11 protein-coding genes are annotated in these 12,932 nt (G+C 27.4%); all 11 read right to left on the minus strand.

The window, feature by feature from the left end:
• Window positions 1-182: 182 nt before the first annotated feature.
• Window positions 183-1,319: a glycosyltransferase gene (locus tag B2S02_RS06260; protein WP_346848626.1), complete on the minus strand. Its 1,137-nt coding sequence runs from the start codon at window positions 1,317-1,319 to the stop codon at window positions 183-185.
• A 142-nt stretch (window positions 1,320-1,461) separates the two neighbouring features.
• Window positions 1,462-2,346, minus strand: a complete 885-nt coding sequence (locus B2S02_RS06265) for a DMT family transporter (RefSeq protein WP_346848625.1) — start codon at window positions 2,344-2,346, stop codon at window positions 1,462-1,464.
• Window positions 2,347-2,468: 122 nt separating this feature from the next.
• Entirely contained in the window at window positions 2,469-3,143 is a 675-nt protein-coding gene (locus B2S02_RS06270; protein WP_414632888.1) for a sugar transferase, read from the minus strand.
• Between the two features lie 218 nt (window positions 3,144-3,361).
• On the minus strand, window positions 3,362-4,531 hold the full coding sequence (locus tag B2S02_RS06275; RefSeq protein ID WP_346848624.1) for a DegT/DnrJ/EryC1/StrS aminotransferase family protein: 1,170 nt from the start codon (window positions 4,529-4,531) through the stop codon (window positions 3,362-3,364).
• A gap of 12 nt (window positions 4,532-4,543) precedes the next feature.
• Window positions 4,544-5,764: a glycosyltransferase family 4 protein gene (locus B2S02_RS06280; RefSeq protein ID WP_346848623.1), complete on the minus strand. Its 1,221-nt coding sequence runs from the start codon at window positions 5,762-5,764 to the stop codon at window positions 4,544-4,546.
• 22 nt (window positions 5,765-5,786) lie between these two features.
• Complete coding sequence (gene wecB, locus B2S02_RS06285) at window positions 5,787-6,839, minus strand: non-hydrolyzing UDP-N-acetylglucosamine 2-epimerase (RefSeq protein ID WP_346848622.1); 1,053 nt, start codon at window positions 6,837-6,839, stop codon at window positions 5,787-5,789.
• A gap of 20 nt (window positions 6,840-6,859) precedes the next feature.
• A complete protein-coding gene (locus tag B2S02_RS06290) occupies window positions 6,860-7,954 on the minus strand; it encodes a glycosyltransferase (RefSeq protein ID WP_346848621.1) in 1,095 nt (364 codons plus the stop codon).
• A 23-nt stretch (window positions 7,955-7,977) separates the two neighbouring features.
• Complete coding sequence (locus tag B2S02_RS06295; RefSeq protein WP_346848620.1) at window positions 7,978-9,081, minus strand: glycosyltransferase family 1 protein; 1,104 nt, start codon at window positions 9,079-9,081, stop codon at window positions 7,978-7,980.
• A gap of 75 nt (window positions 9,082-9,156) precedes the next feature.
• The gene (locus B2S02_RS06300) at window positions 9,157-10,515 is read right to left on the minus strand and encodes an O-antigen polymerase (protein ID WP_346848619.1); all 1,359 of its coding nucleotides are present in this window, start codon (window positions 10,513-10,515) and stop codon (window positions 9,157-9,159) included.
• Window positions 10,516-10,529: 14 nt separating this feature from the next.
• A complete protein-coding gene (locus B2S02_RS06305; RefSeq protein WP_346848618.1) occupies window positions 10,530-11,624 on the minus strand; it encodes a leucine-rich repeat domain-containing protein in 1,095 nt (364 codons plus the stop codon).
• Between the two features lies 1 nt (window position 11,625).
• A complete protein-coding gene (locus B2S02_RS06310) occupies window positions 11,626-12,927 on the minus strand; it encodes a flippase (RefSeq protein WP_346848617.1) in 1,302 nt (433 codons plus the stop codon).
• Between the last annotated feature and the right edge of the window lie 5 nt (window positions 12,928-12,932).

A 12,932-nucleotide genomic window follows, 5' to 3' on the forward strand; every position in this document is an offset into this window, starting at 1 on the left:
TCAAAATAACCTTTTAATTATTACGTCTGAATATTATGAATATTTTTAATGTATTATCATTTTAACTTACTAAAGAATTAGTTATTCTTTGTTCTATTAATTTAATAATGATTTAACAAAACAATAACTGTTGTATTATGATAATTAAATCATTATAATACAACAGTTATTATATCTTATGCTTATTTTATAGACTTTACTATATCATCATATTCTTTTTTTAATTTTTCTCCTACCACCTTTAAAGAAAAGTTGTCTTCCACATATCTTCGAATAGTTTCACTAGAAAATTGTGAATATTTACTTACCATCATATTTAATCCGTTATACAATGCATCCACATTTTCTTTTTCAACTAAAATACCATTTGTTTCATTTACAAATTCTTCAGGCCCACCACACTTAGTTGCAAGAACGGGTCTTCCATAGCTCATGCTCTCAATTAACACTGCCCCAAAAGTTTCTTTTATACTAGAAGATATTAAAAAGTTACTTTTTTTTATATAATAACCAACTTTTCCATTTGGGATTTTTCCAATAAAAGTACAATTATTCTGTATTCCAAAATTTTGAGCAAGATTTTCATAATTTTCTTTATATGTACCCTCACCTATAAATAAAACTTCAATTTTAAGATGTGTATTTTTAATGAATCGCTCCAATGCAGGAATTAGATATTTTATTCCTTTAACTTCATTAGATTCCATACTTCCAATAAAGAGTATAGTAACCTTATCCTTTATAGGATTATTTGCAACTCTATCTTTAGAAATATCTACTACATTTCCTATGACCTTCCCATTAAAAACATATCCTAAACATTCAAGTTCTTTTTTTAAAAATTCACTAACAGTTATAACTTTTTTTGCATTCTTATATACTTGTTTAAGAACTATATTATAAAATCTATCTGCAAATTCTCTTGTATTAGATCTATGCTCAGTTAGAATATAAGGTTTACTCGTATTTGTAAAACAATTCAAATAAGCTATGACTCCTGCTGGATAGCCAACATGAGCATGAATTAAATCGATACTATTATCTTTAATTATTTTTTTTAAATATCTAATTGCATTTTTGAAGCTATTAAACTTAGACAGTTTGCTATTTCTCATATAATCCGTATTAGCTCTATATATCTTAACTTTATCTTCTATGCTCAAACTTAGATTATTGGGTAAAATTTCCTCATCAAAAGGATAATATACTATTGGATTAATGCCAATACTTCTAAGAGCTTTAACCTGTTCTTTTATAAAAATACCTCCAACATAATCTTTTTTATTAGGATACCAGGCTGGTAATATTAATACATTCATATAAAACTCCTTTATTATATTTATCAATATACCTTACTATATCATTATAACTTATATATAAGATTAATTTCCATTTTTCATCACATATTATCAATATAAATAACTATCTTTAAGTGACATAATCCATTTCATAAAGTAAATTTTATTTTTTTACGGTATCTTTTGCCAATTTAACCATGATTACTATTATTATAAAACTTCCAATGATTATTTTAAATGATATGGGTTCTCCTAAAACAATAACCCCTAAAACTAAAGATACTATAGGTTCTAAAGCACTAAAAATAGCAGCATTTGTTGCTCCTATAAGTTTTACTCCTTTTAGAAATGCCATTAATGCAACAACGGTAGATATAAATGCAATCAATAATATGGATATAATTCCATAAAAATTTATAACACTATTAAAACTATCAGTTATAACTCCTATACATCCTCCAACTATTGCTGAAATTAAAGATATATAGAATGTTATAACAAAATTATTTAATCCTTTAATATTTTCATTTGATGCACCGATTACATAAATAGCATAACATAGAGCTGATGATAGAACTAATATTACTCCAACATTACTTACCTTTTGAACTTTTACATCTAGCATAATAAATATACCAATAATTGTTATAATCAAATATAAAAATTTTTTCGGATTGAATCTTTCTTTATTAAATAATACAGATAAAACCATAACCATTAACGGATACGTATGAAGTATCATACCAGCTATCCCTACATCAATATATTGGTACGATACAAATAATAAAATTGATGTCATTGAATATCCCACTACACCTAAAAATAATATAATTCTTATTTGACATCTATTTAATTTAAGTGAAATATTCCTACTCCTTATGTATAATAAAAGTATTATTGACGCAAAAGTAAACCTGAGTGCTAAAGTGCTTATAGGATTTGCTCCACCACTATATGCTAACTTAGCTAAAATTGGCATTAATCCAAAGGCTATAGATGCTACTGCAATATAAAAAATCCCCTTAATTTTATTGCTACTCTTGTCCATAATTTTTCCTCCCCTATGACTCATGATATTTAAACTTTTTTAAATACTCATGAAAGGAATATACCAAACTAATCCACTCTATATAACAGTCAATTTGTTTTATTAAATAATATTGCTGTTTACTAAAAAGCTCCTTCTCGTTTAAATACCTTAAAAATAGTAGTCAATAAAATCTTAATATCATACCATATAGAAAAGTTGCTTATATAAGTTAAATCATAATATATAGTTTTTCCTAATTCAATTTCTCCTCTTCCACTTACTTGTGCTAAACCTGTAATTCCAGGTAAAACTAATAATCTTTGATAATAGTTCTCCGGATAATATTTTACAACTTCCGGTATTTCAGGTCTTGGTCCAACCAAGCTCATATGACCAAATAAAACATTAAATAATTGTGGTATTTCATCAAGACTTGTGTTTCTCAGAAAACTACCTACTTTTGTTATTCTATTATCACTCTTACTCTGAAATACAAAGTTATCCATATTAGTTGGATCTATTTGCAATTCTCTCTTGCTTTCAGCTGATATCACCATAGTTCTAAATTTATATATGGTAAAATTTTTTCTATCTTTTCCTACTCTAACTTGCTTAAATAATACTGGCCCCTTACTATCTAGTTTTATTGCTATAGCAATAATTAAATATATGGGTGATAATAATAATATTCCTATAATCGATAGTATCATATCAAAAACTCTTTTTAAAAAAAATTGCATTTTTTTATTTTCTATTTTTTCTTTTTTATCTATTACTATATTGTTCTCCAAAATATTTCCTCCTTGTACGAACATAAGACTATTATATCATTTATTTTACAAAAAAAATATTTTTTAATTATTATGAATTTATTAATTTGTATTTATCATGCATGAATTAATATCATATATTTTTAATGCTAAAGCCTATATTTCATACAATTTAATTAATTGTTATATTTATATAAATCATAAAGTAAAAGACTTAATTCTACTTTAAAAGAACTAAGTCTTTAGCATAATATAGTAAGATATTATTTATGATTTTCTTTTATTATATTAGTAACTGCATTAATAACATCTTCAACATCATCATCATTCATCTTTGGATACAATGGTAATGAAAGTATAGTATCAAAGTAACTTTCAGCTACCGGGAAGTCACCTTCTTTATAGCCATAATTCTCTCTATAATAACTCATTAAATGTACAGGTATAAAATGAACACTAGTTCCAATATTAGCTTCTGCCATAAGCTCTATAAATTTATCCCTGTCTATTGTAAGCTTATCAAGGTCTAATCTTACTACATAAAGGTGCCATGAATGAGTAGTATACTCTGCCTCTGGTGGAAGTTTTATTCCATCAAGATGAGAAAATGCTTCTTCATATTTTTTCACTATTTCTTTTCTTCTATCTTGCATAAACTCTAACTTATTCATTTGAGTTTTAGCTAAAGCTGCTTGAATATCAAACATATTGTACTTATGCCCCGGATATTCTATATCATATCTCCATGACCCACCTTTGCCATATCTATTCCACGCAGCTTTACTCATCCCATGAGTTGATATAACTCTTGCTTTTTCAGCTATATCTTCTCTATTAGTTGTAAGCATTCCGCCTTCACCTGTACATATATTCTTAGTTGCATAGAAACTGAAAGATGCACAATCGCCTTTTTTCCCTATTAAATCACCTTTATAGTAAGTATCGATGGCATGTGCTGCATCCTCAGATACAAAAAGATTGTACTTCTCAGCAATAGCTCTTATTTTGTCCATATCACAAGCATGGCCTGTATAATGCACCGGAACTATCGCTTTAGTTTTATCTGTTATCTTCTCTTCTATTTTATTTGCATCAATGCAAAATGTATTCGGATCTACATCTACAAATACAGGTGTCGCACCTACGTGAATTATAGTATTAACAGTAGCTGCAAAAGTAATTGGAGTTGTTATAACTTCATCTCCCGGTTTAACTCCTCCTGCTATTAAAGCAATATGTAATGCAGCAGTAGCTGAATTCATAGCGATAGCATATTTTGCACCTGTATATTCTGCGAATCTCTTCTCAAATTCAATAGTTCTAGGACCCTTAGCTACCCATCCTGATTTTAATGTATCTACTACTTCATTTATGTCATCATCCTCAAGTAGTGGTACTGAATAAGGTAAAAAAGTTTCTCTTTTTCTAACCATATTAATGCCTCCTTACTTTAACTCTAGTAATATATTTTCTAACTTTCTCGCAATTGCTTCTCGAGAAAAGTTTCTTATAGCATATTCTCTCCCATTTTCCCCAAGTTTTTCTCTCAGTTCTTTATCTTTGTATAGTCTTAAAATGGCTTCTGCAATTTCCTTAGAATTTTCAGGTTCAACTACAATTCCAGCTTTAGCACTATTAATTAAATTTTCTGCCTCACCTTCAACAGCTAATACAATAGGTATTTCTGAAGCTAAGTTTTCAAACATCTTTGATGGTAGTGCACCTTTAAATATGTCTAATTTTTTTAGTGGTACTACAGTTGCATCCATTGAAGCTATAATCTTAGGCATATCTTTCTTATGCTGCATAGGTAAAAAAGTAACATTTTCAAGTTTCTTTTCTTTAACTCTATTCATAAGCATTGGCTTTTCTGGGCCTTCTCCTATAAATACAATTTGTATCTCTTTTTCTTCTTTTATAATTTCAGCTGCATCAACTAACACTTCAAGTCCTTGAGCAATTCCATGAATACCTGCATAAACAACTGCAAATTTATCTTCTATTCCTATACTTTCTCTAAACTCTTCAGATTTATTTTCCTTTTTAAAAAATTCTGTATCAACACCATTTGTTATAATATGAACTTTGTTCTTGTCAAATCCTCTAGAAACTATGTTATCAACAATGCCCTTGGTTTGCCCGGTAACTGCTGCCGCTTTTCTATAACAAAATTCTTCTAACCATGTAGATGCTTTAATCATAGCTTTATTATGTAGAACACCTAATTTTACTGCCGACTCTGGCCATAAATCAGATACATTAAATACAAACTTAGCCTTTTTCATCTTTGATAAAACATATCCTGACCATCCCAGAAATAATGGCGGTGATTCTGTTATTATCACATCTTGCTCTTCTATATGTTTTGCTCCACTAAATACACTACTCCAAGTAAATGATAAATAATTTCTAAGTCTCTTTACAAAATCCTTACTTTTAGTAGCATAAATTCCTGTTCGTACTATATCTATTCCATCAATAGTTTCTTTAACTATCTTCTTGCCCCTATATTCTTCAAATATTTCTCCTCTTGGATAGTTCGGCATAGCAGTCAATATCGTAACCTCATGACCAAATTTCTTTAATTGTTTGGCAAACTCAAAAATCCTATTCTGAGGAGCTCCTACTTCTGGAGGACAATACTGAGTTAAAAATAATATCTTCATTAGAATTCCCTCTTTACCAATCTTATTTTTCTATAATGATACAAATCTTTTCAGAAGATTTCCCATCTCCAAATATATCCATTTGTGGTTTGCTTGGTATAAAATTAACTATAGCATCTAGTATTTTATCTCTATCAGTTCCAACAATTCTATTCCAATCATTTTCTACAGTCTCTACCCATTCAGTTTCATCTCTCATTGTTATACATGGTTTCTTCATGAAGAAAGCTTCTTTTTGTACTCCGCCACTATCAGTTACCACCTTTATACAGTTGCTTTCTAACGCAAGCATATCTAGATATCCTATTGGGTCAATTACTATTATATTATCACCGAACTCTAAGTTATAATCACTCATATACTTTTTAGTTCTTGGATGTAATGGAAGAACTATGGTCTTATCACTAGCATTAAGAGCTTCTATTATATTTTTTAATCTTGAAATATCATTAGTATTTTCAGCCCTATGTATTGTAGTTAATATAAATTCTTTATTTTCTAAATTTAATCTTTCAATTATTGTACTGTTCTTCTTAGCGATCTCACCAAAATGAAGAACTGCATCAAACATTACATCTCCTACATTATATACATTCTCCACTATACCTTCATTTTTTAAGTTTCTAATAGCTGTTTCAGTAGGTGCAAACAATTTGGATGATAAATGGTCTGTAAGTATTCTATTCTGCTCTTCTGGCATAGCTTTATTAAAGCTCCTAAGTCCCGCTTCAACATGAACTACAGGAATTAACATTTTACTTGCAACTAATGCTCCAGCTAAAGTAGAGTTTGTATCACCATATACTAAAATCATATCTGGCTTTTCTTTTTCATATATTTCCTCTAACTTTGTCATCATCTCTCCAGTTTGCTTTCCATGTCCTCCAGACCCAACTGAAAGATTATAATTAGGATAAGGTATGTTTAACTCATCAAAAAATATCTTTGACATATTTTCATCATAATGTTGTCCTGTATGAACTAATATTTCTTCATGTTTTTCTCTTAACTTATTAGATACTGCCGCAGCTTTAATAAATTGAGGTCTAGCACCAATAACTGTTATTATCTTCATAATTTCTACTCCTTTTTAACTTACTTACGTTGACTAGTTAACAGTTGCTTATATATATCATCTACCTTATTGAAATTATCTTTAACATTGTAGTTATCAACAACAAACCGTCTTCCATATTTCCCCATAGAAACTCTTAGTTCTTTATCTATAATTAGCTTTTCTATGGCTTTCTCAAGGTCAATAACATTTTCTTTAGGAATTACAATACTACTTTTTTCAGGACATGTAGCCTCTGGTAACCCACCTACATTTGATACTATAGTTGGAGTACCACAAGCTTGAGCTTCTACAGCTGCTACTCCAAAACTTTCACTATCTAACGTTGAAGGAAATACTGCAATATCAAATCTATTAAATGACTGAACTACTTCTCCTTGGGTTATAAATCCTAAAAATTTAACTTTATTCTCTATATTTAATTCTTTACATAGATTATCTAAATATTCCTTTTGAGATCCTATTCCTCCTACTTCTAGGTAAATATTTTCATATTTTTTTGTTAGACTTCCAAAAGCTCTTACTAAATACTCAATTCCATATTTAGTTTCTAAGGCTTTAATTGTTCCAATTACTATACCTTCTCTATCATCATATTTATTATTATTAGGTTTAAATAAGTTAATATCTACACCAAATGGAGTTATTTCTATAGATTTATTAGTATATTTCTTGGTTTCCTCAGCCATAACTTTACTTGTAGATAGCAACACATCTGCTTTAGATAAATTTCGCTCAACAAATTTTCTACATAATATATTCTGTTTTGGAAAATCATAAACATCACTTCCCCAAACAGAAATAACGTAAGGATGAAAATTAGTAGCTCCAGCTAAAAACGCATAGCTAGTTGCATAGTGTGCATGCAATATATCTGGCTTTATTTCATTAACTAAAGCTCTAACCTTACCTGTATACGTAAGATATTGAAGCTTACTCATAAAGCTTCCATTTCTTACATTCTCTAATTGTATTTTTAGACTATGTACAGTAACTCCATCTATCTCACCATCATTTAATGAAATTACATGTATATCGTATCCCTTGGTCTTAAAAAATTGACACCACTTTTTTGTATGTATACTATTTGCATCGGATAAATAACAAATCTTCATTTTTATCTCCTTTGAACTAGTCCTTATTTACCAATAAGGCTTTCCATTACCGTTTTTGCTCTCATTTTCCATGTATTATTCTCATAGGCTACTTCTACTGCCTTTAACTTATCATTTTTCTCTTTTTCTGAGTTATTTGCAATATGATCTAACATATCTTCTATATCCTTATCTGTATAGTTTACAACATAACCAATATTATTTTCTTCTATAAATCTTCCTGCAGCAGTTCCTTTAATACCTAGTATAGGCTTTCTATAAGCTACATATGAAAATAACTTCATCGGCATAGCAAACTTTCTATACTCTGAACTTTCCACTACTAAAGAGAAGAAGTCTGCTTTCATCGCAATTTCATCTAACTCTTTACCACTTTTATGAATTACTTTAATTCTATCATTTAAATATTTTTCATAATCTTGCTTTCCTGCTTGCCATTCATTTTCTCTACAACAAATATCTAAAGCGAACTTTTCATTTTTATATATTGCCCTTACTATACCTTCTATATTATATAGTTCTTTATCTAAACCACCTACATAAAGTATCTTAATCTGATTACTTTTCTTATTTGAGCTAGTATCAACACTTAATTCATCACATCCTGATGGCAAATCATAAGTTGGTATATTTAAATCTATAGGAATATACTCCTTCATCATTATAGATGGTAAGTATAATGCATCTAGATATTTTTTATACTTTAGCAGATCATAATAATAAAACATATATGCTGGTATTCTTTTTATAAAAGGAACACTCTTCTTATACTGATCAAACCTCCAATAAATATCTCTATAGAATAACCCTATTTTAATATCACGCTTCTTACAGAAATTGAAGAAATCAAAGTCTAAAAATGGAAACATTGGAATATGATTTGCTTCAGTTAATAATGTAGGTTCTGTAGCACTTTCTGTGTATATAAAATCATATTTTTCTCCATTTTTAATTTTCTCTTTTAACTCTTTTACTTTTTTCTTTCTTTCTTCACCGTACCCCTTAACAACTTCTACTTCATATCCAGCAGATTTAAATCCTTCAATAAACTTCATCGGTCTAATATTAGATGCACTAGGATAACTTGTATTAATATAAAATGGATAATATATAATACATTTTTTCATTTTTTCACCTCTTTACAAAATTACAACATTAACAGGCTTTTGCTCTAATTTATTATTTTATCACATATAGTCTTATTAACTAGACTTACTTCTTCTATTTTTCAAATAAATACATATATATTTGCTTAAATAGTTAATAAAAATAAATAGTAACACTATAATTATTATATTTGCATTATATATAAAGTCAAAGAATCCACCTTGAGTAATACTTGCTAATTCACCAGTTAAAATCCCAAATAACGCAACATTTAGTGCAGTTTTACGTAGCTTCTTAGTAAATAAATAATATATTATCCCAAATAATATTGCCACATACACTATACTTAGGAGTACACCTATTGAACCAAAATTGGCATAAGCCTCTCCTATAAAAAGAGCATTCATAACACCAGCTGTTCCTTCAAATACACTTCTCGAACCATAGAATGCCATAATTAATTTAGCAGAACGTAAAGGCGTCAAGTCTGAACCTAATATTCTAAGCATCGTTCCTGAAAAACTTCTACCCATTAAAAATGGAAAGTGATTAGGGAAGAAATCAAAATGATACATAAGCGTTCCAGCTTGAGTAAATATCAACCTACTTATAGGTCCTGTATGAATAGAAAATTCAAGCACATATCCCATTACTTTATAGAACAAAATAATTAACCCACTTAAAAATCCTATAATTATATATAAGAAGTATCTTTTAATACCATCATTTAACATCACAAATACTATTACAAATGTAAACAAGTAAAATATAACTGGCGTTTTTGCAAAATTATATGTCTTAGTGAGTATAGAGCATATAGCTAAAGTAACAAATAATAATGCCCATTTTATTTTCCTAGTTTTATATGCGTAAACAAAAGATATATATGAAAATACAGGTATTAAAGAAAGAATAAGTATATTCTTTACATATTGATGTATTATAGTAATATTAGAAATATTTATTCTAGCTGTTTTAAAGTTAAATCCTTGTTCTGTAAATATCATTTTAAATAATGGTATATAACCAATCTTAATGAATAAAAGAATCATTAAAATTATAGAAAAGCTTGAAAATACTAGAACAATATAAAAAACTAATTTTTCATTATCTATATTAGTATCACACTTTAAATATTCACTATAACTATCTCTCACATCTACTTTTAATATTTTATATAATATAATTATAACTGAAGGAAATAATATAGCTGTTAAAAGTACATAGAAAAAAGTTCTTGGTATAGTATCATTATTTAAAATATAGTTAATAGTATAGTGCTGCTTATCTCCAAGAAACACCAAACTAGTACCAATATATGTTTGAAGTATGAATAAATAAAATGTATAAGATATTAAATTTAATTTTCTTATACTTAATGTTCCTGCTGCTTTTTTGAACAAATAAGTACTTATTGTCAATCCTAATGTAACTAATAATATTTTTAAAGTCATAAACTTTTCTTCCTTTACTTATTGTTGTATATATCATCCATAAAAAATTCTTTAGTCTTTGTATCTGCATTTTTAAATCTTGTTTTCATATCTAATAACGGTGTTCTATCTAATCTATCATCTACATATATTTCATTTAAACTCGGAAGTTTTACTAATAATTCAATATTTTCTATATTAGTATATCTTATATTGATTTTTTCCAAGTTATGTAGTCTATTTATATAACTCAAATCTGAAATATCATTGTAAGAAACTGTTAAACTTTGAAGATTTATGTTTTCTTCAACAAATCTTAAATTATCTAAATTATTATTAGATAGCTCTAGTATTTGTAAATATTCATTACTTTTAAGGCTATCTATTTCCTCTATACCATTTCCATTTGCTTTAAATTCATTAATATAAATTAAATTTTCAATTCCTTTTAAACTCATAATTGAATTATTTGAAATATCAAGATTTACTAACTGTGTTATTTTAGTTAAATCATCAAATTTATTTAATCTGTTATTAGCTATATTTAGAATTTTTAAGTTTTTTAAGTTAGTTAGTGTAGTTGCACTACTAATATTATTTCTAGCTATATCCAAGCATATTATACTATCTATTTTACCTAAAGGTTCAACATTACGTATACTATTGTAAGATAAATCCAGATCTAATAAATTATTAAGATTTGATAAAAAAGTTATATCTTCAATCTGATTAGAACTTAAATTTAATATTTTAAGATACGTTAATCCTTTTAATGGTTCTATATCTATTATTTTATTTTTGCTTAAGTTTAAATCAGTAAGTGAATGAAAATATTGGATTCCTTCAATGCTTTCAATTTTACTTTCACTTAAATCTAAAGTACCAATACCAACCAAATCACTCTCATAAATATTACCAATATACTTTTTAATTTCTCTTCTTATAGATTTTTCAAAATTATTATCTTTAAAAGTTATAATTTTATCATATTTATATTTTTCAGCATTCTGTTTCTTTGTAATACTAATTTTAACACATATTGATATGGTTAATAAAACTATTATTATTATAAATAATAATATTCCTGCTTTTTGCTTATTTTCTTTGATATAATCTAAATATTTTTTCATATTACCTCCAACGCTTTTTCAAAACCTTGTATTTCATCTCTCTAATCACATTTTTATCATTTTCACTAAATAAAAACAGTCCCTCAAATGTAAAATTTTCTTTTTTAATAAAAATAATTACATATATAATTCCATATGCAAAATATGAAATACTAGAAGCAATTGCAGCACCACTTATCCCCCAAATTGGAATTAACACCGTGTTAAATACAATATTTATTACAAATACAGTAAAAGTTATATATAAATGTACCTTAGGTTGACCAGAACTTTGAAAGTATGATGAAGATATTTTACCTATTGATGCAAATAAAATTCCAACAAATAATATAATTGTAGGCATTATAGCACCTCGATACTGCTCTCCATATAAAACAGGAATAATATATGTACATAAAATACCAATTATCATAAGTACAAATGTAACGTAAAACGTAACCTTTATAGTATTGCTAGTTAGTCTTGCTCTTTCTTCTGATGTATCATTTTTCATATTATATAATCTTCCCAAAATTGCACTTGCCACACTACCAGGGATTAAAAATAATAGTTCTGCTAAAGATACAGCTATACTATATACTCCTAAATCTGTAGTTCCTAACATAAATTTTATGAAAAATTGATCTATTTTATAATTCATAAAAATAAATAAAGTTGCTAAATATATAGTTATTCCAAACTTAAATTCTTTAATCATTATGCTTTTATTTATTAATAATTTAAATCTTTGATTATATCTTCTTCCTAGTAATATAGCATTAAATATTACTGGTAAGGATAAAATCATTAAGTAACTATATATATTTAGCAATCCAGTAAACCATAATATTATAGTCAATGCAATTTTCACTATGTTTGATGTTAATGTAATTTTATTTACTTCAATAATTTTCTCATTAGATATATATACTGTTGATAAAAATTCAGTTATCATAGTAAAAGATAATATTAGTATCCCCAATAAAATCATTCCATAATTATAACCTTGGAAAATCAAACCTGAACTTCTACCAATAACCACTATAATGGACTGTATAATACACATAAATATTATATAAGAAAAATTATTATTAAAAACTTCCTCACTACTATACTGTGTCTTCTTACTAAAATACGGTGTAGCATAAGTTATTCCAAAGTGACCATACTGTCCTATTGTTGTAAAAAACAATAGAAAGTATGCCACCTCACCTTTTCCCTCTGCTCCTAGCACTCTAGAAACTATAATGCTCACTATAAAGGCCAAAACTGACGTAATTATTTGAGTAACAAAGTTACTTGCTATATTCTTTTTATATCCCACAGTGA

Source organism: Clostridium sp. UBA7339, assembly GCF_002470865.1.
Classification (GTDB): Bacteria; Bacillota; Clostridia; order Clostridiales; family Clostridiaceae; genus Clostridium_J; species Clostridium_J sulfidigenes.

Coding starts and splice junctions, on each gene's coding strand:
- B2S02_RS06260 (WP_346848626.1), bottom strand. CDS start 1,319: ATGAATGTATTAATATTACCAGCCTGGTATCCTAATAAAAAAGATTAT.
- B2S02_RS06265 (WP_346848625.1), bottom strand. CDS start 2,346: ATGGACAAGAGTAGCAATAAAATTAAGGGGATTTTTTATATTGCAGTA.
- B2S02_RS06270 (WP_414632888.1), bottom strand. CDS start 3,143: ATGTTCGTACAAGGAGGAAATATTTTGGAGAACAATATAGTAATAGAT.
- B2S02_RS06275 (WP_346848624.1), bottom strand. CDS start 4,531: ATGGTTAGAAAAAGAGAAACTTTTTTACCTTATTCAGTACCACTACTT.
- B2S02_RS06280 (WP_346848623.1), bottom strand. CDS start 5,764: ATGAAGATATTATTTTTAACTCAGTATTGTCCTCCAGAAGTAGGAGCT.
- wecB (WP_346848622.1), bottom strand. CDS start 6,839: ATGAAGATAATAACAGTTATTGGTGCTAGACCTCAATTTATTAAAGCT.
- B2S02_RS06290 (WP_346848621.1), bottom strand. CDS start 7,954: ATGAAGATTTGTTATTTATCCGATGCAAATAGTATACATACAAAAAAG.
- B2S02_RS06295 (WP_346848620.1), bottom strand. CDS start 9,081: ATGAAAAAATGTATTATATATTATCCATTTTATATTAATACAAGTTAT.
- B2S02_RS06300 (WP_346848619.1), bottom strand. CDS start 10,515: ATGACTTTAAAAATATTATTAGTTACATTAGGATTGACAATAAGTACT.
- B2S02_RS06305 (WP_346848618.1), bottom strand. CDS start 11,624: ATGAAAAAATATTTAGATTATATCAAAGAAAATAAGCAAAAAGCAGGA.